The following is a 23814-nucleotide window of genomic DNA, read 5'->3' as shown; positions in this document are numbered from 1 at the left end:
CCAGGGACGCACGCGCTCAGCGCCGGTCGGTGAGGAACCGGAGGATCAGCCTGGTGCGAGGGCGGTGCTCCGAGGCGTCGGCCGGGATGCGCACCCGGTGCCTCATGCCGAGGAGAGGCGACGGGCAGTCGTCCCACGCCAGCAGAACGATGCACAGTTGTGATGTGTGCCACGAATTCCCACGTTAGACTCGCCGGTGCAGCGCACTGCCGCGCTGCACGGAGCCCATCGAAGGAGATCGGCATGCTCGGACGGAACCAGTTCTCACGACGCACAGCTCTCGGGCTCGGCGGGATGACCCTCGCCGGTGCCGGGCTCGCCGCCTGCGGCGGCAACACCGGCGGCCTCACCGACGGCGGCGGTGGCGGGGGCGAGACGCTCTCGCAGTGGTACCACCAGTACGGCGAGGACGGCACCAAGGAAGCCGCCACGAAGTACGCCGAGGGCTACGAGGACGCAGCGGTCAGCGTCAACTGGGTCACCGGGGACTACGCGTCGCGATTGTCCACGGCGCTGCTGTCCGGCGGGGGCGTGGACGTCTTCGAGAACAACACGATCAACGTCGACAAGGCCGAACAGGGACGCTACGTCGAGCTCACCGACCTCGTCGAGCCCGTGAAGGATCAGTTCAACAAGGCCTCGCTGGGGCCGGTGACCATCGGAGACGCGATCTGGGGCATCCCGATGCTCCTGGACCCGCAGCACTTCTACTACCGCAAGAGCCTGTTCGAGAAGGCGGGCATCGCACCGCCGGAGACCTTCGACGACCTCGTCGCCGCGGCCACCGAGCTCACCACCCCCGACCAGAAGGGCCTGTTCCTCGGCAACAACTTCGACGCCAGCTGCTGGGCGATGGTCTGGGCAGCGGGCGGCACCCCCATGAACGAGGCCCGCGATGCGGTCGCCTACAACACGCCCGGCTACGCCGAGGGGCTCGGCGCGATCCAGCAGATGATCGCCGACGAGGTGCTGCTGACCGGTGCACCCTCGGACTGGGCCGATCCCGCGGCCTTCGGCGCCGGGCTCTCCGCCATCACCTGGGGCGGTTGCTGGGCGCTGCCCGTCCTCGAGGAGTCCCTCGACGACATCGGGGTGTTCTCGCATCCGGCCGTCGGCTCCGAGGGGAAGCAGGTCGCCTTCATGGGGACCTGGAACGAGCAGGTCGCCGGCAACAGCGAGAAGGTCGACGCGGCCAAGGCGTTCGCTCAGTGGCTCTGGATCGATCAGACCGACAGCCAGACCGATTGGGCGCTGAACTACGGGTTCCACATCCCGCCCCTGACCGCCGTGGCGGACGAGGCCGCGGCGCTCAAGGACGGGAACGGCCTCGAGATCGCCACCATGGCCAAGGAGATCGGCGTGACCGGCCCGCCGGAATGGACCGGCGAGATCAGCACCCCGCACGCCGACGCCATCAGCAACGTCCTCAAGAACGGTGCGGACCCGGCCGAGGAGCTCGCCGCGGCGGAGGAGGCCAGCAACCGGGCGATCGGGTCGTGAGCGCCTCGACCCGGGTGCGCACCACCACCACGGTCAGCGCCCCGGCCCCGGAGCGCAGCGGCCCCACCCGCATCAAGGGCAATGGTCTCGCCTTCTGGCTGTTCTTCACCCCGTTCCTGGTGGGCCTGTGCGTCTTCACGATCCTGCCCCTGCTGTGGGGCGGGGCGCTCAGCCTGTTCGAGGCGCGCGGCACCGTGCTGCCCACGAAGTTCGTGGGCCTGGAGAACTTCCGCGGCTTCCTCGTGGACACCGCGTTCCTGCAGTCCTTGCGCACGTTCATCATCTTCGCGCTGTTCATCGTCCCGGTCACGATGGCCTCGTCCCTGGGTCTCGCGGTGCTGATCAACGGGCTGCCCCGCTTCCAGGCCTTCTATCGCTCCGTGTTCTTCCTGCCCACCGCCTGCAGCTACGTGGTGGCCTGCGTGGTGTGGCGGCTGTCGTTGTTCAACGGCCTCGAATCGGGCGTGGTGAACACATTGCTGGGCCTGGTCGGAGTGGACTCCGTCGCCGGCTGGCTGTCGTCCTCGCCGTACTGGTGGATCGTGCTGGTCTCCGTGAGGCTGTGGCTGCAGGTCGGGTTCTACATGCTCCTGTTCCTGGCGGGGCTGCAGGCGATCCCGAGCCAGATGTACGAGGCGGCAGCGGTGGACGGCCTGAGCCCCGGCGGCTTCCGCATGTTCCGCATGATCACCCTGCCGCAGCTGCGCACGACCTCCGCGGCCGTGCTTCTGCTCCAGCTGATCGCCGCCTTCCAGGCCTTCGACGAGTTCTACAACCTCACCGGCAACAACCCCGAGACCCGACCCCCGCTGGTGTACCTCTACAACATCGCCCTCGGACCCCAGCAGGACTTCGGGACCGGCTCTGCCGGGGCCCTGGTGCTGACCGCCATCATGATCATCGCCGGGCTCCTCCAGACCTACCTGGTGGGCTTCGACTCCTCCGACGACGGTCCCCGCCGCGGGCCCCTCCGGTTCCTGCCCAGGAGGCCACGTCGGCCCTCGTCCTCACCCGCCCGGGAGGCGCAGCGATGACCGCTCAGCTCACCATCGTCGGCCAGAATCGCCGCAGTGCCTCACTGCTGCTGCGCTACGCCATCGCCTCCCTCCTGGCCCTGGTGTTCCTGGTGCCCTTCTACGCGATGATCAAGACCGCCCTGTCCTCGAACGACGAGATCTATTCGCAGGAGTTCGTCCTGTGGCCGAGCGACCCCCAGTGGCAGCGGGTCCCCGAGCTGCTGACGGACTCACGGTTCCTCGAGGCGCTGCAGAACTCCGCGATCATGGCGATCCTCTCGACGTCGCTGTCGATTCTCATCGCCTCCTTGGCCGGCTACGCCCTGGTGCGGATCCCGCACCGGGCGGCGAAGCCGATGTTCATGCTGGTGATCGTGGTGCTGCTGGTTCCGGCGGCGACGGCGTTCGTCCCGAACTTCATCATCGTCGCCTCGCTGGGGTGGATCGGCACCCTGCAGGGGCTGATCGTCCCCGGCCTGTTCAGCGCCTTCAACGTCTTCCTCTTCCGGCAGTTCTACGTGAACTTCCCGCGGGAGATCGAGGAGGCCGCCTACATCGACGGTGCCGGTTACCTCCGCACGTTCTTCCGCATCGTCTTCCCCAACACGCTGCCCTTCGCCTCGGCGCTGACGGTGCTGGGGCTGATCGGATCGTGGAACGCGTTCCTGTGGCCGCTGGTGGTCGCGGGCGACGGGCAGAACGCGATGACGGTGCAGATCTACCTCTCGTCCTTCCTGACCGCGCAGACCTTCGACTACGGCGGCCTGTTCATGGCGGCCACCCTCAGCCTGATCCCGGTGCTGGCCGTGTTCTTCGTGCTGCAGCGCTATCTCGTGGCCGGCATCGCGGCGACGGGGCTGAAAGGATGAGCCGGCGCCCCGTCGCCGCGACGGCGTCCGGCCCCCGAGCACGAGCCCGGCCCGCGTGGTCGACCCCGCTGGCGGATCCCGACGTGGTCCGCACGGCCGACGGTTGGATCGCCTACGGGACCGGCCCCGTCCGCGAGGCGCGGGCCGTCCCGGCAGCAGTCTCCGACGACCTCGTGACCTGGCGCGGCATCGGGAACGTGCTGGAGGCGCTGCCGCCGGAAGCCGGGGACTCCTACTGGGCGCCGGAGGTGTGCGAGCGCGAGGGCGTCTGGTGGATGTACTACTCGGTGGGGCACGGGGAGCGCGGGCACCTGATCCGGGTCGCTCGGGCCGAGGCCCCGGAAGGGCCGTTCCGCGACCAGGGGGTGGTGCTCACGCCCGACGAGTCGTTCGCGATCGACGCCTCCCCGTGCCGTCTGGAGGATGGGAGCTGGTGGCTGTTCTTCGCGCGCGACGTGATCGACCACGAACGGCCGGGTACGCATCTGGCCGTCGCGCCGCTGCTGACGCCCACATCGCTCGGCTCCACGGCGGCCGTCCTCGCCCCTTATGCCGATTGGCAGATCTTCGAGAGCGACCGGGAGATGTATGGGCGGAGGTTCACCTGGCACACGCTCGAGGGAGCTCACGCGGTGGTGCGGGACGGATTGCTGGTGCTGACCTTCTCCGGAGGGTCATGGCAAGGTCCTGGATATCGCACCGCCTGGGCATACGCCACCTCACCGCTGGGACCGTGGACGGTCCCGGGCGCGGAGGAGGATGTGCTGCTGCGCAGCGACGCGGAGTTCATCGGCCCGGGGCACAACTCCTGCACGGTGGGCCCGGAGGGGCAGGACGTGATCGCCTTCCACGCCTGGGACGAGGCGCGCACGGGTCGGTACATGCACCTGCGCGAGCTCGTGGTCGATGCTTCCGCGCCGAGCGTGCACATGGGCGGGCCGCTGGTCCACGACCAGGGTGTCTGACGCGTCGGATGGAGAAGCTCCAAGCGACGCGTCAGACCGTACGGACCTGCGTGTGCGGACCTGTTCGTGCGGGCCTGTTCGCGCGGGCCTGCGTGTGCGGGCCTGTTCGTGCGGACCTGTTCGTGCGGGCCTGCGGCGATGCCTCGGGCGGGCGTGGCTGCGAGTGCGCGCTCAGCGGCGGTAGGTGAGGATCCGGTAGCGGATGCCGGTGCGGGAGGTGTGCCAGGCGGAATCGGCGATCGATGGCTCAGGGCCTGCGGCCGATGGCTCAGGCGGCCCGGCCGATGGCTCAGGGCCTGCGATCGCCGACGCGGGGTGTGTGGTCCCCGGGTCCGGAACTGCCACCGCAGGCTCCGGGTCCGTGGCCGTCAGGCGGAGATCCGCCGGGATCGTCGGCGCCGTGGTGTCCCCGTCGATCTCCAGGTCGATCTCGGTGACCACGAGCAGGTCGGCACGATCCATCGCCTCCCGATACACGCGTCCGCCGCCGATCACCCAGATCATCGGGCTGCCCGGGGCGCCCGGGGTGCCCGGTGCGCTCGGAGCGCTCGGAGCGCTCGAGGTGCCCGGCGTGCTCGGTGCGCTCGGGACGCTCGAGTCGTCCGCGCCGGTGACGAGAGTCGCGGCGGCCTGGTCGAGGGCTTCGTCGAGCGTTCCGGTGCGCAGCGCGCCCTCGTCGGCGAAGGAGTCATCGCTGGTGATGACGATGTTCGTGCGTCCGGGAAGGGGCCGGAACGTCGGCGGGAACGACTCCCAGGTGCGGCGCCCCATCACGACGGGGGAGCCCTTCGTGGTGCGCGAGAAGTGCTTGAGGTCCTCGGGCAGGTGCCAGGGCATCGTGCCGGCGTCCCCGATCACGCCGTTCCGGGCCTGCGCCCAGATCATGCCGATCCGTGGAGCGGTCGGTGCCTGGCCGGCCGGGGAGTCGGCCGCCCTCACACCGCCACCGGCGCCTTGATGCCCTTGTGGTGCCGGTAGTCCACGATCTCGAAGTCCTCGAGCTCGTAGTCCAGGATCGAGTCCGGTCGGCGCGCGATCCGCAGGCTCGGGTACGCGAACGGCTCCCGGGAGAGCTGCCGCTCCACCTGCTCGTGGTGGTTGTCGTAGATGTGGCAGTCGCCGCCGGTCCACACGAAGTCGCCGACGGCGAGATCGGTCTGCTGGGCGACCATGTGCGTCAGCAGCGCGTAGCTGGCGATGTTGAACGGCACCCCGAGGAACAGATCTGCGCTGCGCTGGTACAGCTGGCAGGACAGCTTCCCGTCGTGCACCTCGAACTGGAACAGCGCATGGCAGGGTGCGAGTGCCATCTGCGGGATGTCCGTCGGGTTCCAGGCCGTCACGATCAGCCGGCGCGAGTCGGGGTCGGTGCGGATCTGCTCGACGACGTCGGTGATCTGGTCGATCACGCCGCCACCGGGGGTGGGCCAGGAGCGCCACTGCGCGCCGTAGACCGGGCCGAGGTCGCCTGCCTCGTCGGCCCACTCGTCCCAGATGCTCACGCCGCGCTCCTGCAACCAGCGCACGTTGGTGTCCCCGCGCAGGAACCACAGCAGCTCGAGGATGATCGAGCGGGTGTGCACCCGCTTGGTGGTGATCAGGGGGAATCCGGCGGAGAGGTCGTAGCGGATCTGCTTGCCGAACAGGCTGCGGGTGCCGGTCCCGGTGCGGTCGCCCTTGGGGTGGCCGGTCTCCATCACCTCGCACAGGAGGTCCTCGTAGGGGGTCGGGACGGTCATCAGGGCAGCTCCTCGAGATCGGCGGTGGTGAGGGAGGTGGGCGTCGTGGATTCGCGGACCACCAGCGTGTACGGGGTGTCCAGCACGCGTGGGGGCCCGTCGTGCCCCTGGATCCGCTCGGTGAGCAGGTCCAGGGCGGTCGCGGCGAGCGTGTGCTTGTCCGGTGAGATGGTGGACAGCGGCGGGGAGGCGAAGGGGGCGTCGGGGGTGTCGTCGTACCCGATCACCGCGACGTCCTCGGGCACCCGATGACCCCGTCGCCGCAGCTGCGCGAGCACACCGATGGCGAGATCGTCGTTGCCGCAGACGATCCCGTCCACCTCCGGATGCCGCGCCATCAGCTCCTGCGCGCCCGAGAAGCCGTCATGGCGGTGCCAGTTCTCGACCGCCTGCACGATCGCGGCGTCGGCGCCCGGCCCGTGCTCGCTCAGCGCGGCGACGTAGCCGTCCCGGCGCAGGGAGCCGGAGCTGTGCGGCTGCAGGCCGTGCCGGGTGGCGATCGCGCCGAGGAACGCGATCCGATGCCGACCGGTCCGCAGCAGATGGGCGGTCGCATCGAAGGCGGCGGCCACATTGTCGATCCGCACGTAGTCGCTGCCCTGGGGGAGCTGTTCGGGCAGATGTTCTCCGATGAAGACCGTGGGCTGGGTGGTGCGCTCCATCCGCGCGAACACGTCCTCCTCGATGAGCAGCGGATTGAAGATCACCCCGTCGCCGACCAGGCGGTTGAACCCTTCCAGGACGGTGCGTTCAGCCTCGCGGCCAGCGGAGGTCGAGTGCAGCACGACGGTCTGCCCGCGCCGCTGCGCCTCGTCGATGAACTCCTGGGCGAGATCGGAGAAGTACGAGAAGGTCAGTGCCGGCACCGCCAGGGTGACCATCTTGCTCGCCCCGGTGCGCAGCTGCTGCGCCGCGGCCTGGGGACGGTATCCGACCTGCAGGATCGCCTCCCGCACCTTCTCGCGCGTCGAGTCGCGCACATGGGGGTACTCGTTGACCACGTTGGAGACGGTCTTGATCGAGACTCCCGCCAGCTCGGCGACATCGCGCAGCGCAGGAGGGCGCTGACGGCCGGTCGAGGGGTGCGGGGGCATGGAGTCGATTCTTGCACCCGTGGCCCGGCTCGGGTGCGCAGCGGGCCCGTGAGGTCGCGCCGTGCCGCCGGCGTCCCGCTACCGTCGATCACCCGGACGCGCCCGTCGGCGCTTCGCCGTTGACGCCGAGCCATGGCTGTGGAAAGCTGGTTTGCAACGTTGTAGACCCGGTCGTGGCCCGCTCTGCATGGTCGTCGCCGGACAACGTCCGGTCCTCGTCCGGCTGCCGCGCGGCGGTGATACGGCGTCGACCGCTCCGCCGCCCCTCCCGAGAAGGATGCCGACACCGATGTCTTCCCGTATCACCCTTGCTCTGAACCCCGCCTTCCGGGTCGCGCCCGTGCGTCGACGCACCTTCGGCGCCTTCGTCGAGCATCTCGGCCGCTGCGTCTACACCGGCATCCACGAGCCGGATCACCCGTCGGCCGACGAGGACGGCTTCCGCACCGATGTGCTCGCCCTGACCCGCGAACTCGGCGTGAGCTCCGTGCGCTATCCCGGCGGCAACTTCGTCTCGGGCTACAGGTGGGAGGACGGCGTCGGCCCTCTCGAGCAGCGCCCCGCCCGCCACGACCTCGCCTGGCACTCCACCGAACCCAACACCGTGGGCCTGGACGAGTTCATGGCCTGGGTCGCCAAGGCCGGGGTCGAGCCGATGTACGCCGTGAACCTCGGCACCCGCGGCATCGAGGAGGCGCTGGACGTGCTCCAGTACGCCAATGCTCCGGAGGGCATCGCACTGTCCGACGAGCGAGCTGCCAACGGGCATGCCGCGCCCTACGGGATCAGCATGTGGTGCCTGGGCAACGAGATGGACGGCCCCTGGCAGGCCGGCCACAAGACCCCCGAGGAGTACGCCCGCCTCGCCACCGAGACCGCCCGTCTGCTGCGCCAGGAGGACCCGGGCCTCGAGCTCGTCGCCTGCGGGTCCTCGAACTCCTCGATGGAGACCTTCGGGGAGTGGGAGAACATCGTGCTCACCGAGGCCTACGACCACGTCGACATGATCTCGGCCCACGCCTACTACTCCGAGCAGGACGGCGACCAGGCCTCCTTCCTCGCTTCGGCCGACGACATGGACCACTTCATCGACTCCGTCGTCGCCACCGCGGACCACGTGCGCGCGAAGCTGGGGCGCGACAAGCGGATCATGGTCAGCTTCGACGAGTGGAACATCTGGTACCAGCACCGCGCGGAGTCCCGCCCGCCCAGCGGCGAGGACTGGCCCGTCGCTCCCGTGCTGCTCGAGGACACCTACTCCGCCATGGACGCGGTGGTGTTCGGGAATCTGCTGATCTCCCTGCTGCGCCACAGCGACCGCGTCGCCTCCGCCTCCCTGGCGCAGCTGGTCAACGTGATCGCCCCGATCATGACCGAGCCCGGCGGTGCGAGCTGGAAGCAGACCACCTTCCACCCCTTCGCGCTGACCTCCCGCCACGCCCGGGGCGAGGTGCTCGACGTGCGCCTGGACGCCCCGAGTTTCGAGAACCGGCGCTTCGGGACCAGCTCCGCGGCCGACGCCGTCGCCACCTGGGACGAGGACTCCGGAGACCTGTCGCTCTTCGTCGTCAACCGCGGCGCCGACGAGCAGCTGGCCCTGGACGTGGACCTGTCGGCCTTCGGCGACCTCGAGCTGGTCGAGGCGCTCACGCTGCACCACGAGGACCCCTACGCCGCGAACACCAGGAGCGCCCCCGAGGCCGTGACTCCCGCCGCCAACGGCTCGGTCGCGCTGACGGAGAATCACCTCGGCGGCGACCTGCCGGCGATCTCCTGGACCATGATCCGCCTCGCGCGCCGCGCCTGACCCGCACGTGGCCCGGCCGGGGGATCGCTCCCGGTCGGGCCCGCATTGCCCGACCGCCCCGCTCGAAGGAGAGCTCTCCGTGCCCTCGTCCTCGCTCACCCGTTCCCTGGTGTCCGCCCTCGGCACCGTGGCGACCGGCTCCACCCGTCGCACGGACGACGGACCGGCCCGCGTCGTCGTCGACCTCGACCTGCCCGGCCCCACGATCAGCCGCCACCTCTACGGCCACTTCGCCGAGCACCTCGGCCGCTGCATCTACGGCGGCTTCTTCGTCGGCGAGGACTCCGAGATCCCGAACGTCCGCGGCATCCGCAGCGACGTCGTCGAGGCTCTGCGGGCCCTGCAGATCCCGAACCTGCGCTGGCCCGGCGGCTGCTTCGCCGACGACTACCACTGGAAGGACGGCATCGGCCCCCGCCAGGACCGCCCACGGATGATCAACTCCCACTGGGGCGACGTCATCGAGGACAACTCCTTCGGCACCCACGAGTTCATGGATCTCGTCGAGCTGCTCGGCACCGAGGCGTACGTCAACGGCAACGTCGGCTCCGGCACCGTCGCGGAGATGAGCGAGTGGATCGAGTACCTCACCCGCGCCGACGACTCCCCGATGGCCTCCCTGCGCCGGGAGAACGGCCGCGAGGAGCCGTGGGCGGTGCCCTTCGTCGGCATCGGCAACGAGCCCTGGGGCTGCGGCGGGACCATGCGTGCCGAGGACTATGCCGCGCTGGCGCGCCAGTACTCCACCTACGTGCGCGATCAGGGCGGGGACCCCGGCAACCGCGTCACCCGCATCGCCGCGGGCGCCAGCGACGACGACTACGCGTGGACCGAGTCGCTGATGCGGGCGGCGACGAACCTCGACAGCAGCGACGGGCGGCCCGGCCCCTACCAGGCGATCTCCATGCACTACTACACGATGTCCGGCCCCTGGGCGGACAAGGGCAGCGCCACGGAGTTCACCGACCGGGAGTGGTACCTGACCCTCTCCCGTGCGGCCCGCGCCGAAGAGCTGGTGGCCCGACACGCCACCGTCATGGACCACTACGACCCGCACCGGAAAGTGGGCCTGGTGTTCGACGAATGGGGCACCTGGTGGAACGTCGAGCCCGGCACGAACCCCGGTTTCCTGTACCAGCAGAACACCGTGCGCGATGCCCTGGTCGCCTCCATCCACTTCGACGGCTTCCACCGCCATGCCGATCGCCTGATCATGGCGAACATCGCCCAGACCGTGAACGTGCTGCAGGCGATGATCCTCACCGACCCTGACTCCGGGGCCCTCGTGCTCACCCCGACCTACCACGTGTTCGCGATGAACGCCGGGCACCAGGATGCCGCTGCGCTCGCCACCCACGTGACGCTCCCCGAGGAGCCGGCCGAGGTCGACGGCCGGGCACTGCCGCTGGTCTCGGCCTCCGCGTCGGTGCGCAGCGAGGAGGGCACCGCGCTGATCTCCCTGTCGAACCTCGATGCCGACGCCCCGCGCACCCTCGTGCTGGACCTGCGGGGCCGGGCGGTCACCGGGCATCGGGCCGCCGTGCTGACCGGAGCCTCCACCGCCGCGCACAACACCCCGGAGGATCCCCGGGCCGTCGCTCCGGCCCCGCTCGAGGACGTCCGCTCGCACGAGCGGGGTCTCGAGATCACGCTGCCGCCGCATTCCTTCGCGACCGTGGAGCTGCAGCTGGTTTGAGCTGGCGCATTCCCTCGCGACTGTGGAGCTGCAGCAGGTTTGAGCTGGCGCATTCCTTCGCGACTGTGGAGCTGCAGCTGGCCTGAGCTGCCGCACGCGGAGCGGCCGCGAGCGGAGCGGCCCCGGCTGGTGATGGTCGGGTACGGGCGTCCTGGCGTGCGCCCTGGCCATATAGCCAGGAAGCCCGCCTGGACGCCCGTACCCGACGATGTCTGCCCATCCCGGCGCCCCGCGGCATCGTGCGTCGTGCTCGGCATGACCCTTGTGTTCAACCGCAGGGTTGACGATGGAGGGTGTGGGGCGTAGCGTCTCTCTTGTCAACCAAGGAGTTGAGAAAGGGAGGGATGGACGACGACACCCTGTCGAGGGCCTTCGCGGCCCTCGCCGATCCGACGCGGCGGGACCTCGTCTCCCGCCTCACCCTCGGTGATGCCACCGTGGGAGAGCTCGCCGCCCCCTACGACATGTCCCTGCAGGCCGTGAGCAAGCACATCGCGGTCCTCGAGTCCGCCGCGCTGGTGACCCGCCGGCGCGACGCCCAACGCCGCCCCGTGCACCTCGACGCCGAGGTGCTGGGGGAGCTGACCGACTGGATCGATCGACATCGCCGCGCCGTCGACGAGCGCATGGACCGCCTCGACGAGCTGCTGCAGACCACCGGAACCACCGATACCGAGGAGCACCTCTCATGAGCACCGCCGATCACCTGAGAACCGCCACCATCGACGCCGACCCTGATCTCCCGCAGATCCGCATCACACGTGACTTCCACGCCGCACCCGCACAGGTCCTGCGGGCTCACACCGATCCCGAGCTCTACGCCCAGTGGGTCGGTCCCAAGGACCTCTCGACCCGCATCGAGCACTGGGACGCCCGCACCGGCGGCGCCTGGGCCATGGTCAACATCGGGCCGGACGGGGAGGAGTACTCCTTCCACGGCAGCTTCCACGACGTCACCGAGGACCGCATCGTCCAGACCTTCACCTTCGACGGCTGGCCCGAGGGCGTCTCCTTGGAGACGATGCGCCTCGAGGATCTCGGCGACGGCTGGACCCGCATGCACAGCACCTCGATGTTCGACTCCTTCGAGAGCCGGGCCCAGATGCTCGACAGCGGCATGGACGTCGGGGTGCACGAGGGCTACGCGGCCCTCGACGCCCTGCTGGCAGGGGACCCCGTCCCGGGCCCGTCGACCCGCGGCGCGGGGGCGTGATGTCGACGCCCCTGCCCCAGCTCCCGCCCGAGGAGAAGTACCGCCGGATCGCCGCAGGTCTCACCCGGACCGTGGTCGGCGTGACCGACTGGGACGCCCCCACTCCGGTGCAGGAATGGCGCGCCCGGGACGTCGTCGGGCATCTGACCACATGGTTGCCGGCCCTCGTCCACGGGGGTTCGACCTTCCGCTTCGCGGACGGCCCGGACGTCGAGGTGGACCCGGTCGTGGCCTGGGCGCATCTCGATGAGCAGGTGCAGGAGCTGCTGGAGGACCCGGCAGCCGCCGATCACCGGCATTCCGGGCCGCACACGGGGCAGGACCGGCCGGTGCCGGAGCTGGTCGACGCCGTCTACACGGTCGACGTCTTCTTCCACACCTGGGACCTCGCTCGCTCCTCCGGCCAGGACGACACCCTCGATCCCGACCTGGTCCACGACGCCTTCACCGGCATGAGCGCGATGGAGGAGCAGCTGCGCCCCAGCGGCCAGTTCGGGCAGCAGCAGCCGGTCCCGGATGACGCCACCGAGCAGGAGAAGCTGTTCGCCTTCCTGGGCCGCGACCCGCGGTGGGAGCCGAACCGCTGAGGACCCGAGCGGTTGAGGGCCCCGGTCGAGGGCCCGATCCGCCGGAGCCTCGAGGGACCCGGCCCGACGAGGCCTCGACCAGGCCCCGACGAGGCCCCGACCAGGAGAGCACTGGTCGGGGCCTCGTCGAGTCGCCCGGGGTCCGGCCCGGGTGGGCAGTTCAGGGCAGCGCCGGCTCGTCGACGGCCTCGGGCCCCGTGGTGACGTCGGCCGCGGCCTCCTCCGGTGAGCGGCGGCGGATGAACAGCGTGACCGCGGCGGCTCCGAGGCCCGCGACCGCGCCGAGGGCGAAGCACACCTTGAACGCGGTCACCGTGGGCAGCGAGGCGCCGGCCATGGTGGTCGTGATCGAGGTGAGCACGATCGCCATCACCGCGCCCGCGACGGTGGTGCCCATCGAGCGCATCAGTGCGTTCACGCCGACTCCCGCTCCGGCCTCCGAGGCGGGGGAGTTCTCCATGATCAGGGTGGGCATCGCCGCGTAGGCGATGCCCACGCCGGCCGAGGAGACGCAGGCTGCGAGCATCAGCTGCCACGGCGCATCGGTCAGGAAGAAGGCGACCAGGTAGCCGCAGGCCATCACGACCATGCCGGTGGCCAGCGTGGTGCGTCCGCCCAGGCGGGTCAGCATGCGGCTGGAGATCGGGGTGAAGATCATCATCATCAGCCCGGCAGGGGCCATCCACAGTCCGGCCTGCAGCACCGTCTGGCCGAGCCCGTAGCCGGTCGCGTCGGGGGCCTGCAGCAGCTGGGGGACGGCGATCGACTGCGCCATCATGCCGAAGCCGGCCATCAGCGCGGCGATGTTCGTCAGAAGCACCGGCCGACGCGCCGTCGTGCGCAGGTCGACCAGCGGGTTGTCGTGGCCGATCTCGAAGCGTCCCCACAGCAGCAGCACCACGATGCCGCCGAGGATCGCTCCGAGGGTCGAGGGGCTGACCCAGCCCCAGTCGGTGCCCTTGGAGACGCCGACGAGGACCGCGACGACGCCGACGGACAGACCGATCGCACCGACCACGTCGAGCTTCCCGGAGCCGGTGGCCGGATGGTTCGGCAGGACCACGATCGAGGCGACCATCATGATCACCGCCAGCACTGTGGCCAGCCAGAACAGGGCGTGCCAGTCGTAGCTCTGGACGACCCAGGCGGCGATGGGCAGGCCGAGGGCGCCCCCGACGCCGAGGGTTGCGCTGATGGCGGCGACCGCGGTGTTGCGCAGGTGCGGGGGCATCACCTCGCGCACGAAGCTGATGGCCACCGGGATGTAGCCCATGGCCAGGCCCTGCAGGACGCGGCCGATGAGGACCGGCGCGAAGGAGTCGCCCAGGGCGCAGATCAGCGAGCCGATCAGCAGCAGGAGCGCAGAACCCACCAGCACGGGCTTGCGCCCCTTGAGGTCGGCGAGCTTGCCGGTCACCGGCATGGCGACGCCACCGGCCAGCAAGGTGGCGGTGACCACCCACGCGGCGTTGGACGCCGAGGTGGAGAGCATCTCGGGCAGCTGCGGCTGGATCGGGATCACGAGCGACTGCATGAGCGCGGCGCACAGGCTGGAGAAGCCGGCCACGATGAGGATCAGGATCGGGTGCCCGGCGGGGCCGGCGGGGCCGGTGGGGTCGGCGGGGCCGGTGGGGCCGGCAGGGCCGCGCACCGCCTCCTGGGTCTGGGAAGAGCTGTTCATCGTCACCTTCTGGTCAGGACTGGGAGAAGTGATGTGCAAACTACATAGGCGCACTCGATGTGTAAAGTGCATATATGGTGAGGCCGAGTCGAGGATCACGGAGGGGCAGATGACGCAGGAGCGGCCGCGACGCATGACGAGGGACGGCGAGGGCCGCACCTCGGGCGTCGGCGACGGGCGCATCGAGGAGGACGACGACCGCGGCCGCACCACGGCCGCGCTGCTCACCCGGTTGACCCGCCATCAACGGCTCCATCGGCAGCAGCAGGTGCTGGGGGATGCCGATCTGCGCATCCTCTGGCTCTTCTTCGACGAGCGGCCGCGCACTCTGCGGGAGATCTCCGACGCGCTCCATCTCGAGCAATCCACCGTCAATCGGCAGGTCAACGCCGCCGTCGCGGCGGGGCTGCTGGAGCGGTCTCGTCCGGAGGGCGGCGGCGCCTACGTCTTCGCGCGGACGGAGGCGGGCCATGACCTCTTCGAGGCCGACGTCGCCTCCGCCCTGGACGGCTACCGCGAGGCGCTGGACGCCCTGGGGGAACCTGAGGCCACCGAGTTCCTGCGCCTGCTGGCCCGCTTCTCCGAGGCCTACCGGGTCGTCGTCGAGGCCGCGGGTCGGCCCCGCCCGCGCGACGGCGACTGACCCGGACCTCTCATCCGCCGTTCGATGCCCTGGTGCCCTCGGCCAGGGTGTCGAAGCGGTACACGAACCCGCCGGCCGGCCCGCTGACGGTGACGTACGCATCGGTGGTGCCCGGCTCGATCGCGATGTTCGTCGCCGACTCGAGGCCCTCGTCCTCCTCCGGAAGGCCGACGGTGGCCCTCGGCGCACCGTCCGGGCCGTACACCAGGATCCGCGGGATGCCGTGCACGCCCTGGTAGATGTTCCCGTCGGCGTCGAGCGCGTTCGAGTCGGTCCGGGACGGGCCGCCGTCCACGTGGATGGCGGTGTGCTCGGTGGCGACCGCGGTCCCCTCCTCGTCCAGCAGCAGACGGTCGATGCGGTTCGCGTCCAGCTGGCTGACCCAGAGCGCCGACGTCCTCGCGTCGTAGGAGATCCCGTTGGGGTTCGGCTGGCCGTCGGCGAGCACGGTCGCCTCGCCGGAGCCGGCATCGATCCGCACCACGCGCCCGGCGGGCTCCGCGTCGGGGTAGGCGGTCGGGGACGAATCGGTGACGAAGAAGTTCCCGTCCTCGTCGAACGCGAGATCGTCGGGGTGCATGGCGCGCCCCTCCACCTCTCCCTCGAAGATCGTCTGCGGATCCTCGCCGTCAGCGGTGATGCTGACGATCCGCCCGGACGCGTAGTCGGTCAGGTACAGCCGGCCGTCCCTCGGACCCCACTGCGCCGAGGTGTAGGCACCGGTCTCGTCCGTGAACACCTCGGTCACCTCCTGGGAGTCCAGATCGACCCGCATCACCTTGGGCGCCTCGGCCGGGGCGGTGACGTCGACCAGGTACAGGCGACCGCCCTCGTCGAACGTCGGCCCCTCGAGCAGCGTCCGTCCCGTGGCCTCATGAGGTTCGGTGACCTGCAGGAGCCGCTGCGCGGTCAGACGGCTGGGCCCGTCGGCCGCAGAGGCGGACCGGCTCGGAGGGGCCGGTTCCCCGGACTCCAGGCAGCCCGCCAGCGGCAGCGTGACGGCGGCGACCGCCAGGACGGCCACGGAGCGCCGGGGCACCGTTCCGACGGCCGTCGAGCGCCCGGCGCGCATCAGGCGACTCCCGGGCCGACGGGCACGCCGTGCGAGCTCTCACGGCGCGGTGCGCCGGGACCGGCGTGGACGAGCACCTCGTCCATGCTGTTCTCGCGCCACGCGGCGAGCAGCCGGTGGAAGGCCACCGGGCCCGGCGCGTAGGACGTGGACGGGCCACGTCGGGTGCCCTCGCCGTTGTAGTACCCGGGGGTGCACTCGGCGAGGAACGCGGAGTTGTCGACGGCGACCTCCTCGATGGTGTCGCACCAAGCCTGTTCCGCCTCGCGGGTGGGCTCGACGTAGAGGGCGCCGCTGTCGCGAGCCGCACCGATCATCGCTGCGATGTGCTCGGCCTGCTCGGACAGGATGTGCACGAAGTTCACCGAGTTCGCGTTCTGCAGCGAGCCCAGCTGGAACAGGTTCGGGAAGCCGTGGGTGGTGAAGCCGTGCAGGGTGCGCGGGCCGCGGGCCCAGGCCTGCAGCAGCGGGGTCCCGCCCCGGCCGTGGACCGGGAGCGTGCCGGAGACGGCCCCGGAGACCCCGGTCTCGAAGCCCGTGGCGAAGATGACGCAGTCGACCTCGTACTCCTGCTCGCCGACGACCACCGCGTTCTGCGTCATCCGGGTGACGCCGCCGTGATCCGCGGTGTCGACGAGGGTGACGTTGTCGCGGTTGAAGGCCTGGAGGTACTGATCGCTGAATCCGGGCCGCTTGCACATGTAGCGATACCAGGGTTTGAGCGCCTCGGCCGTGGCCGGATCCTCGACCACCTCGTCCACCCGGGAGCGGATCCGATTCATGGTCGCGAAATCGGCGAGCTCGTCCCGGCGCTCGCGCTCGGCGGGCTCGAGCGAGGTGTCGACCTTGCCGGTGATCATCGTGCGCTGCAGGGCCGGCGTGGCGGTCCAGCCGTCGCCGACCAGGTCCTCCTCGACGTCCTCGCCGGCGAGGGTCTCCAGGAAGTTCTCCATCCGTTCGCGCTGCCAGCCCGGCTGCAACGAGGCGGCCCACGCGGGGTCGGTGGGGCGGTTCGCGCGCACGTCGACGGTGGAGGGGGTGCGCTGGAAGACGGACAGATGCTGTGCATCCGCGGCGATCTTCGGGATCGCCTGCAGACCGGTCGCTCCGGTGCCGATGACGGCCACGCGCTTGTCGGTCAGTCCCGTCATGCCGCCCTCGGCATCGCCGCCGGTGTAGCCGTAGTCCCAGCGGCTGGTGTGGAAGGTGTGCCCGCCGAAGTCCTCGATCCCCGGGATGTCGGGGAGCTTCGGCTGGGAGAGCGTGCCGGAGGAGACGACGACGCAGCGGGCGTGCATCGCATCCCCGCGATCGGTGCGCACCAGCCAGTGCGCCTCCTCCTCGTCCCAGCTCAGCTCGGTGGCTCGGGTGTGGAAGGCGGTGTCGCGGTAGAGGTCGTAGTGCTCGGCGATCCGCACCGTGTGCCGACGGATCTCCTCGCCGGGCGCGTAGCGCCACTGCGGCATGTAGCCGGTCTCCTCCAGCAGCGGCATGTACAGGTAGGACTCGATGTCGCAGTGGATGCCGGGGTAGCGGTTCCAGTACCAGGTCCCGCCCACGTCGCCGGCCTCGTCCATCAGCCGCAGGGACCGGACGCCTGCGTCCCGGAGCTTCGCGGCCGTGAGCAGGCCTCCGAAGCCGGCGCCGATCACCAGCACCTCGACCGTGTCCGACAGGGGAGCGCGGTCGGTCGGCGGCGTGTACGGGTCCTTGGCGTAGTAGCCGAACTCCCCGGCCGTCCGGCGGTACTGGCCGGTCCCGTCGGAGCGGATCCGACGATCCCGCTCCCGACGGTACTTCGCGCGCAGTGCCTCGGGGTCGATGCCGGGATCGAGGTCATCGGTCGTGATGGTCGTGTCCGTCATAGGGGTCCTTCCTCGCAACGAGCAAGAAACGTACATCAACGTACGTTTTGGCCGCAAGCACGCCATGACCTCGTCGATAGGTACAGTTCGGGCATGGCTGAGGCACCTGCGCGGCGCGATGCGGCGCGGAACCGCGCACGACTCCTCGCCGCCGCTCGACATGTCGCGGCGGAGCACGGGCCCGAGGTGCCCTTGGATGAGATAGCGCGTGAGGCCGGGGTCAGCCGCACCACGCTGCATCGCCACTTCGCCGATCGTGAGGCGCTCGCCGCCGCGGTCCTGCGGGAGAACGTCGAGGAGATCGAAGCGCGGGCGAGGACTCTTCAGGGACGGGACGACGGGGCCGCCCAGCTGTTCCGCCACGTCCTGGACGTCCAGATCGTCACGCCGTGGTTGGCGCAGATGGCCGCCCGCGAGCGGAGCAGCGGGCTCGCGGAGCTCTCGGGCCGGACGAAGGCTGCCTTCGCGCCCCTGGTGGCGCAGGCGCGCGCGGCAGGCGCCGCGCATCCCGGCACGACCGCCGAGGACGTCCTGCTCGCGCTGCCGATGATGATGGCAGCTCTCGCGGCGGACCATCGTGCGGGCGGTTCCGACGGCCTCGCACGCGCTCGGCGGATCCTGCACCGCGGCCTGTTCACGACGCCACCGCCGGAGACCGGCTGATCCCAGCAGGTGGACATCGTGGCCCGGATCACCACGTGGGAAGCGATCGCGCCTAGGCTGAGCGGATGTTCTCGAATCTCTCGCCCGGCGCACTCGGTCTCTCCCTGGTCCATCCCACCGCGATAGAACTCGCCGCGAAGCACGGCTTCGGCGGCATCGACCCCGACCCGGAGTACTTCCGCTCCCTGGGCAGCACGGGGGCCGTCGCCGAGCATGCCGCCGAGGTGCGCGAACGCGGTCTCGCATGGGGCATGGCCGGCCTGCCCGTGCCGCTGGACGCACCCGCCGCAGAGTTCCGCGAGGCGCTCGTGGACATGCCTGCGACCCTCGAGCTGCTGCGGGCCGCCGGTGTCACCCGCGTCGGCACCTGGATCCGGCCCATGCATGACGTGCTCGACCACCGCCAGAACTGGCGCCTGCACGTCGGCCGCCTCTCCCTGGTCGCCGAGCTGCTGGCCGATGCCGGACTGCGGCTCGGCCTGGAGTACATCGGTCCCAAGACCTTCTGGTCCACCGAGCGGTTCCCCTTCATCCACGGCCTGCGCGAGGCGCGCGAGCTGATCGCCGAGTCCGGGGCCGGCAACGTCGGTCTCATCCTGGACAGCTACCACTGGTACACCGCCGGGGAGAGCGCCGAGGACCTCGCAGGACTCACCGACGCGGACATCGTCTCGGTCGACATCAACGACGCCCGCGATGATCGCGAGCGCGACCAGCAGCAGGACCTCGACCGTCGCCTGCCCTACACCACCGGGGTCATCGATCTCGCCGGCTTCATGGGTGCCGTCCACGCTGCCGGGTACACCGGCCCCGTGAAGGTCGAACCGTTCATGAAGGAGCTCGCCGAGCAGCCCGTCGACGAGGTGCTCGCCGACATCTCCCAGCGCCTGGAGCGTGCTGTGGCGGGGGAGTGAGGTGAGCAGCGGGGCACGCCGGCAGCATCTGCGCTCGCTGCTCGGGCTCCCGGAGGCGGCCGGCGACCGGCCGCCGGCCGCGCTCGCGCGCGGGGGACCGACGTCCGGCGCCGAGCCCGCCGATGGGCCGCTCCACGCCGCCGAGGCCTCGCCGCACACGGCCGACGGCGTCGCACCCCGGGTAGTCGACGAGACCTCGATCCGTACCGCCGCCGGGGACGAGATCCCCGCCTTCCTCCTGCGCCCCTCGTCGGACCGGGACACCGGCGCGGGCGTGGTGCTGATCGCCGGGCACGGCCGCGGCATCGACGACCTGGTGGCCGTCGACCCGGTCGACGAGTACCACGACGGGCTCGCCCACAAGTTCGTGAGCGCGGGCTTCACGGTGCTGTGCCCCGAGATGATCAGTTTCGGCCGACGACGCTTCCCCCTCCCTGAGGGCTCGGCGCCGTACGCGGACACCGAGAGCTCCTGCGGGGTCGACGCGGTGCGCCACCTGATGCACGGCCCGCCTCTGATGGGGGCGCGGGTGAGTGATGCGCTCGCCGCCGTCGATGCGCTGCGTCAGCTCGACGGTGTCGACCCGCAGCGGGTCGCGGTGGCGGGCGGTTCCGGAGGGGGAGCGGTCTCGCTGCTGGCCGCAGCCGTGGATTCCTCGATCTCAGCGGCCCTGGTCGCGACCTACTTCTGCAGCTTCGCAGCAAGTCTGTGCTCGATCCGGCACTGCCCCTGCAACATCATCCCCGGAATCCTGCCGGAGACGGAGATGGCGGACATCGCCGCCCTCGTCGCCCCGCGCCCGTTGATCCTGGAGGCGGGGGAGCGGGACCACATCTTCCCGATCGGGGCGACCCGAGCCTCCTTCGTGCAGCTCGCCCCGGCCTGGGAGACCCACGGCGCGGTCCCTCCGGAGCTCGTCGTCACCGACGGCGGCCACGCCTTCCGTGCCGAGCGCTCGCTGCAGGCCTTGGCGGAGCGGCTCGCCTGAGTCCGCCGGGCGGTCGCCGTGCGGCAGAGACCGGCGTCTCGAACGTGGTCAATCCAGCATGAATGCGGAAAAGCCGCATTCCTGCCGTACCGTGAATGGTGTGCACGCTGCTGCGCGCCTCGGCGCCGCGCGCGACACCCGACTCTTGAGACCCTGACCGTTCGACGATTGAGATTCCCCATGCCCTCTCCCACCTCCAAGCTCTCCGCCCCCTCGCGCCTTCGCAAGAACGGCATGCGCATCACCGCTCTCGGCGGCCTCGGCGAGGTCGGCCGCAACATGACCGTCTTCGAGTTCGCCGGCAAGCTGCTGATCGTCGATTGCGGCGTGCTGTTCCCCGAGGACCATCAGCCCGGCATCGACGTGATCCTGCCCGACTTCACGTCCATCCGGGATCGACTCGACGACATCGAGGCGATCGTCCTGACCCACGGCCACGAGGACCACATCGGCGGCGTGCCGTACCTGCTCAAGGAGCGGGGCGACATCCCCCTGATCGGCTCCGAGCTCACCCTGGCCTTCATCACGGCCAAGCTCAAGGAGCACCGCATCACCCCCAAGACCCTCCAGGTCGAGGCGGGCGAGCATCGCAAGGCGGGCCCGTTCGACCTCGAGTTCGTCGCGGTCAACCATTCCATCCCCGACGCCCTAGCCGTGGCGATCCGCACCAAGGCCGGCCTCGTGCTGCACACCGGCGACTTCAAGATGGACCAGTTCCCGCTGGACGGCCGCATCACCGACCTGCGCGCCTTCTCCCGTCTCGGGGAGGAGGGGGTGGACCTGTTCCTCACCGACTCCACGAACGCCGAGGTCCCCGGGTTCACGATCTCCGAGCGGGATCTGAACCCGGCCATCGACCAGGTGTTCACCTCCTCGCCGCGGCGGATCATCGTCTCGAGCTTCGCCAGCCACGTCCACCGCATCCAGCAGGTGCTCGACGCGGCCCATGCCAACGGGCGCAAGGTCGCCTTCGTCGGCCGGTCGATGGTGCGCAACATGGGGATCGCGCGCGATCTCGGCTACCTGAACATCCCCAAGGGCCTCGTGGTCGACTTCCGGAAGATCCAGTCGATGCCGGATCACAAGATCACGCTGATCTGCACCGGGTCCCAGGGCGAGCCGATGGCGGCGCTGGCGCGCATGGCCAACGGCGATCACCAGATCCAGGTCGGCGAGGGCGACACCGTGCTGATGGCCAGCTCCCTGATCCCCGGCAACGAGAACGCCATCTACGGCATCATCAACAAGCTCACCGACCTCGGCGCGAACATCGTCCACAAGGGCAACGCCAAGGTCCACGTGTCCGGCCACGCCAGCGCCGGTGAGCTCGTGTACTGCTACAACATCGTCCGTCCCAGCAACGTCATGCCGGTCCACGGCGAGTCGAAGCATCTCCACGCGAACGCCGAGCTGGCCCGCCGCACCGGCGTGCCGGAGCAGAACATCGTCATCGCCCAGGACGGCGTGACCGTGGACCTGGTCGATGGCAAGGCACGTGTCTCCGGCAAGGTCGAGGCCGGTCTGGTGTACGTCGACGGCCAGACCATCGGCACCGCGACCGAGGACACCCTCGCCGAGCGTCGCCAGCTCAGCGGCGGCGGCGTGGTCACCGTGGTGGCGCTGATCGACCCCAAGACCAACCGGGCCGTCGAGCCGCTGGAGTTCCTGACCAAGGGCTTCGTCCACGACAAGCGCACCTTCGAGGGGGCCGAGGCGCAGGTGACCAAGGCGCTCGCGCGTGCGCAGCAGGACAAGATCGACGACATCGCCGAGATCGAGGAGATCATCGTCGACGCCGTCAGCGGCTACCTGCGCCGCAGCTACCGGCGCGAGCCCACCGTCATGGCCGTGGTGGTCGACGCCTGATCGGCAGATGGCGGGCCTGATCGACGTGCTGCGAGCTGGCGAGCGGTAGGAGATCAGGCAGACGGTGCTTTCCTGATCGACGTGCTGCGAGCTGGCGAGCGGTAGGAGATCAGGCAGACGGTGCTTTCCTGATCGACGTGCTGCGAGCTGGCGAGCGGTAGGAGATCAGGCAGACGGTGCTTTCCTGATCGACGTCCCGGCCGGTCTGTCGCATCGAGACTGACGGTCGGACCAGTTCGCCTCCGCGAAGCTGGTCCGAACGTCGATCGCGATGCGCGCGGCGCCGTGCTCTCGGGGTGCGTCGCTGCTCCATCCAGGATCAGCGGATGAGCGGCGAGATCAAGGAAGAGCTGCACCGGAAGCTCCAGGTGGCGCGAGCACACGTGCTGGAGAACCTCGAAGGCTTGGACGAATACGACCTGCGACGGCCCCTGACGCCCACCGGCACCAATCTCTTGGGACTGGTCAAGCACCTCGCCGGCCTCGAGTACGGATACCTCGGCTCGTGCCTGGCCCGCGAGCCGGGTGAGACGCTCAGCTGGGTGGAGGACGATTCGATCTGGGAGGGCGCCGACATGTGGGCGCGACCCGAAGAATCGAGCGCATACCTCGTGGACCTGTATCGGCGGGCGGGCGCACACGCCGACTCCTCGATCGAGACGCTCGACCTCGACGCGCCCGCGCAGGTGCCGTGGTGGGACGATCCGTCGACGACGCTCGGCGTGCTGCTGGTGAGGATGCTCGCCGAGACCGCGCAGCATGCGGGCCATGCCGACATCGTGCGCGAACTGATCGACGGCCGCGTGGGGAACACTGAGGACCAGGTGGGAGACGATCCCGAGTTCTGGTCCCGATTCTCGCATCGGATCCAGGGCGCCGCTGACCAGTTCCGGAGGCCCTGAGTCCCGCAGCTCCTGTCGGATGGCGGGGGTCAGCGGTGCAGTGCCCGGTACGCCGAGGGACTGGTGCCGTGCCGGCGCAGGTGCGCGAGCCGCGAGGGGGAGGCGGGCGGCGGCGAGGCCGATCTCGTCGCCCCACTGGTGCGAGAACTCAGGCGTCATCTCGCTTTCCCAGTTCTTTTCCAACCGTGCGCGAAACCTCCGTGCGGGGTGCGTCCGTGGCCGAGGAAGGGTGTGCCGAGGGAGATCTCGACATCGAGCCGTCGCCGGTTCCGTTCAAGAAGGTCGACGATTGTCTGGAACCCGCGCCGGGGCGGCTGGTATCGCAGGAATCATTCCTGCTGGGAGAGGCGACGGGGCAAAACGGGCGTATCCGCGTCAAAGCTCCATGCATATACAGGACGGAAGAAGCGGGCGAAACGGATCGAGCGCCCGAAAGAGCAGCTCTTGTTCGTGCGGCGGCAGATAGCCGACCGTGCAGAAGAGACGATTTTTCCGGATCATCCCTCGTGGCTCGGAGAAGTGCGGTCCGTCGCCGTGCCACCCCCGCTCGTGGGGCTCTCGCGGGCACGGCTGCACGTCGCAACCGCGAACGAGCGGGGCGATCCGCGGAGGGCGGCCCAGCGAGGTCGCCGGGCAGGCTGTGGCGTCGTCTCCTCATGGGTCGACCGTGCGGCGGAGCTCTTCACGACCGTGCGTTGATGCAGGTCGACGGCGGTTCGGGCCGGGGATGCCAG

The 23814-nt window shown here is 70.1% G+C and carries 21 protein-coding genes; 15 read left to right on the top strand and 6 right to left on the bottom strand.

All coding sequences use genetic code 11. From position 1 onward, the window contains the following. The first annotated feature begins 243 nt into the window (after positions 1-243). The 4 genes from BH708_RS11755 to BH708_RS11740 are packed head-to-tail and all read left to right on the top strand — an operon-like array spanning position 244 to position 4350. The gene (locus BH708_RS11755) at positions 244-1500 is read left to right on the top strand and encodes an ABC transporter substrate-binding protein (RefSeq protein ID WP_083713529.1); all 1257 of its coding nucleotides are present in this window, start codon (positions 244-246) and stop codon (positions 1498-1500) included. Then, entirely contained in the window at positions 1497-2534 is a 1038-nt protein-coding gene (locus BH708_RS11750; protein WP_076808886.1) for a carbohydrate ABC transporter permease, read from the top strand. Before BH708_RS11755 ends, BH708_RS11750 begins: the two co-directional genes overlap by 4 nt. After that, a complete protein-coding gene (locus tag BH708_RS11745) occupies positions 2531-3385 on the top strand; it encodes a carbohydrate ABC transporter permease (protein ID WP_076808885.1) in 855 nt (284 codons plus the stop codon). The genes BH708_RS11750 and BH708_RS11745 overlap by 4 nt, the downstream gene beginning before the upstream one ends. Beyond that, entirely contained in the window at positions 3382-4350 is a 969-nt protein-coding gene (locus tag BH708_RS11740) for a glycoside hydrolase family 43 protein (protein WP_076808884.1), read from the top strand. The genes BH708_RS11745 and BH708_RS11740 overlap by 4 nt, the downstream gene beginning before the upstream one ends. A 171-nt stretch (positions 4351-4521) precedes the next feature. On the opposite strand, the gene BH708_RS11735 is transcribed toward BH708_RS11740, so the two are convergent. From BH708_RS11735 to BH708_RS11725, 3 genes are read right to left on the bottom strand one after another with little or no spacing between them, the layout of a single operon-like run. Further along, complete coding sequence (locus BH708_RS11735; RefSeq protein WP_076808882.1) at positions 4522-5235, bottom strand: dihydrofolate reductase; 714 nt, start codon at positions 5233-5235, stop codon at positions 4522-4524. A 50-nt stretch (positions 5236-5285) separates the two neighbouring features. After that, entirely contained in the window at positions 5286-6089 is an 804-nt protein-coding gene (locus BH708_RS11730; RefSeq protein WP_076808877.1) for a thymidylate synthase, read from the bottom strand. After that, entirely contained in the window at positions 6089-7183 is a 1095-nt protein-coding gene (locus BH708_RS11725) for a LacI family DNA-binding transcriptional regulator (RefSeq protein WP_076808875.1), read from the bottom strand. Before BH708_RS11725 ends, BH708_RS11730 begins: the two co-directional genes overlap by 1 nt. Positions 7184-7472: 289 nt before the next feature. Between BH708_RS11725 and BH708_RS11720 the strand changes: the two genes are divergently transcribed. From BH708_RS11720 to BH708_RS11700, 5 genes are all read left to right on the top strand, one after another. Next, complete coding sequence (locus tag BH708_RS11720) at positions 7473-8990, top strand: alpha-N-arabinofuranosidase (protein ID WP_076808873.1); 1518 nt, start codon at positions 7473-7475, stop codon at positions 8988-8990. Between the two features lie 127 nt (positions 8991-9117). Beyond that, entirely contained in the window at positions 9118-10686 is a 1569-nt protein-coding gene (locus BH708_RS11715) for an alpha-N-arabinofuranosidase (protein ID WP_076811200.1), read from the top strand. A gap of 344 nt (positions 10687-11030) precedes the next feature. Then, a complete protein-coding gene (locus BH708_RS11710) occupies positions 11031-11378 on the top strand; it encodes a helix-turn-helix transcriptional regulator (protein WP_076808871.1) in 348 nt (115 codons plus the stop codon). Beyond that, positions 11375-11899: an SRPBCC family protein gene (locus BH708_RS11705; RefSeq protein ID WP_076808870.1), complete on the top strand. Its 525-nt coding sequence runs from the start codon at positions 11375-11377 to the stop codon at positions 11897-11899. The genes BH708_RS11710 and BH708_RS11705 overlap by 4 nt, the downstream gene beginning before the upstream one ends. Then, complete coding sequence (locus tag BH708_RS11700; protein WP_076808868.1) at positions 11899-12486, top strand: TIGR03086 family metal-binding protein; 588 nt, start codon at positions 11899-11901, stop codon at positions 12484-12486. Before BH708_RS11705 ends, BH708_RS11700 begins: the two co-directional genes overlap by 1 nt. A gap of 160 nt (positions 12487-12646) precedes the next feature. Here the strand turns inward: BH708_RS11700 and BH708_RS11695 are convergent, their stop codons facing one another. Beyond that, positions 12647-14167: an MFS transporter gene (locus tag BH708_RS11695; protein ID WP_083713526.1), complete on the bottom strand. Its 1521-nt coding sequence runs from the start codon at positions 14165-14167 to the stop codon at positions 12647-12649. A 133-nt stretch (positions 14168-14300) separates the two neighbouring features. Between BH708_RS11695 and BH708_RS11690 the strand changes: the two genes are divergently transcribed. Further along, entirely contained in the window at positions 14301-14810 is a 510-nt protein-coding gene (locus BH708_RS11690; protein ID WP_083713525.1) for a MarR family winged helix-turn-helix transcriptional regulator, read from the top strand. Positions 14811-14820: 10 nt separating this feature from the next. On the opposite strand, the gene BH708_RS11685 is transcribed toward BH708_RS11690, so the two are convergent. Together BH708_RS11685 and BH708_RS11680 are read right to left on the bottom strand one after the other, a co-directional pair. Beyond that, a complete protein-coding gene (locus BH708_RS11685) occupies positions 14821-15882 on the bottom strand; it encodes an SMP-30/gluconolactonase/LRE family protein (protein WP_076808865.1) in 1062 nt (353 codons plus the stop codon). Continuing rightward, positions 15882-17747 carry an NAD(P)/FAD-dependent oxidoreductase gene (locus BH708_RS11680; protein WP_083713523.1) on the bottom strand — a complete coding sequence of 622 codons (1866 nt, stop codon included), beginning with the start codon at positions 17745-17747 and terminating at the stop codon, positions 15882-15884. The genes BH708_RS11685 and BH708_RS11680 overlap by 1 nt, the downstream gene beginning before the upstream one ends. A 93-nt stretch (positions 17748-17840) precedes the next feature. Between BH708_RS11680 and BH708_RS11675 the strand changes: the two genes are divergently transcribed. From BH708_RS11675 to BH708_RS11655, 5 genes are all read left to right on the top strand, one after another. Next, the gene (locus tag BH708_RS11675) at positions 17841-18410 is read left to right on the top strand and encodes a TetR/AcrR family transcriptional regulator (RefSeq protein ID WP_076808864.1); all 570 of its coding nucleotides are present in this window, start codon (positions 17841-17843) and stop codon (positions 18408-18410) included. A gap of 65 nt (positions 18411-18475) precedes the next feature. Continuing rightward, positions 18476-19324 carry a sugar phosphate isomerase/epimerase gene (locus tag BH708_RS11670; protein WP_076808861.1) on the top strand — a complete coding sequence of 283 codons (849 nt, stop codon included), beginning with the start codon at positions 18476-18478 and terminating at the stop codon, positions 19322-19324. A gap of 1 nt (position 19325) precedes the next feature. Then, a complete protein-coding gene (locus tag BH708_RS11665) occupies positions 19326-20312 on the top strand; it encodes an acetylxylan esterase (protein ID WP_157235915.1) in 987 nt (328 codons plus the stop codon). A gap of 180 nt (positions 20313-20492) precedes the next feature. Next, the gene (locus BH708_RS11660; RefSeq protein ID WP_076808859.1) at positions 20493-22178 is read left to right on the top strand and encodes a ribonuclease J; all 1686 of its coding nucleotides are present in this window, start codon (positions 20493-20495) and stop codon (positions 22176-22178) included. Between the two features lie 326 nt (positions 22179-22504). Beyond that, positions 22505-23080, top strand: a complete 576-nt coding sequence (locus BH708_RS11655) for a DinB family protein (RefSeq protein WP_076808858.1) — start codon at positions 22505-22507, stop codon at positions 23078-23080. Positions 23081-23814: the final 734 nt, after the last annotated feature.

Origin of the sequence: Brachybacterium sp. P6-10-X1, assembly GCF_001969445.1 — a bacterium.
Classification (GTDB): Bacteria; Actinomycetota; Actinomycetes; order Actinomycetales; family Dermabacteraceae; genus Brachybacterium.
Note: the sequence above shows the minus strand (reverse complement) of the source record. Positions and strands in the feature narration are given on the sequence as shown.

Coding starts and splice junctions, on each gene's coding strand:
- BH708_RS11740 (WP_076808884.1), top strand. CDS start 3,382: ATGAGCCGGCGCCCCGTCGCCGCGACGGCGTCCGGCCCCCGAGCACGA.
- BH708_RS11670 (WP_076808861.1), top strand. CDS start 18,476: ATGTTCTCGAATCTCTCGCCCGGCGCACTCGGTCTCTCCCTGGTCCAT.
- BH708_RS11685 (WP_076808865.1), bottom strand. CDS start 15,882: ATGCGCGCCGGGCGCTCGACGGCCGTCGGAACGGTGCCCCGGCGCTCC.
- BH708_RS11735 (WP_076808882.1), bottom strand. CDS start 5,235: ATGATCTGGGCGCAGGCCCGGAACGGCGTGATCGGGGACGCCGGCACG.
- BH708_RS11675 (WP_076808864.1), top strand. CDS start 17,841: ATGGCTGAGGCACCTGCGCGGCGCGATGCGGCGCGGAACCGCGCACGA.
- BH708_RS11710 (WP_076808871.1), top strand. CDS start 11,031: ATGGACGACGACACCCTGTCGAGGGCCTTCGCGGCCCTCGCCGATCCG.
- BH708_RS11655 (WP_076808858.1), top strand. CDS start 22,505: ATGAGCGGCGAGATCAAGGAAGAGCTGCACCGGAAGCTCCAGGTGGCG.
- BH708_RS11720 (WP_076808873.1), top strand. CDS start 7,473: ATGTCTTCCCGTATCACCCTTGCTCTGAACCCCGCCTTCCGGGTCGCG.
- BH708_RS11660 (WP_076808859.1), top strand. CDS start 20,493: ATGCCCTCTCCCACCTCCAAGCTCTCCGCCCCCTCGCGCCTTCGCAAG.
- BH708_RS11725 (WP_076808875.1), bottom strand. CDS start 7,183: ATGCCCCCGCACCCCTCGACCGGCCGTCAGCGCCCTCCTGCGCTGCGC.
- BH708_RS11690 (WP_083713525.1), top strand. CDS start 14,301: ATGACGAGGGACGGCGAGGGCCGCACCTCGGGCGTCGGCGACGGGCGC.
- BH708_RS11695 (WP_083713526.1), bottom strand. CDS start 14,167: ATGAACAGCTCTTCCCAGACCCAGGAGGCGGTGCGCGGCCCTGCCGGC.
- BH708_RS11745 (WP_076808885.1), top strand. CDS start 2,531: ATGACCGCTCAGCTCACCATCGTCGGCCAGAATCGCCGCAGTGCCTCA.
- BH708_RS11730 (WP_076808877.1), bottom strand. CDS start 6,089: ATGACCGTCCCGACCCCCTACGAGGACCTCCTGTGCGAGGTGATGGAG.
- BH708_RS11755 (WP_083713529.1), top strand. CDS start 244: ATGCTCGGACGGAACCAGTTCTCACGACGCACAGCTCTCGGGCTCGGC.
- BH708_RS11705 (WP_076808870.1), top strand. CDS start 11,375: ATGAGCACCGCCGATCACCTGAGAACCGCCACCATCGACGCCGACCCT.
- BH708_RS11680 (WP_083713523.1), bottom strand. CDS start 17,747: ATGACGGACACGACCATCACGACCGATGACCTCGATCCCGGCATCGAC.
- BH708_RS11700 (WP_076808868.1), top strand. CDS start 11,899: ATGTCGACGCCCCTGCCCCAGCTCCCGCCCGAGGAGAAGTACCGCCGG.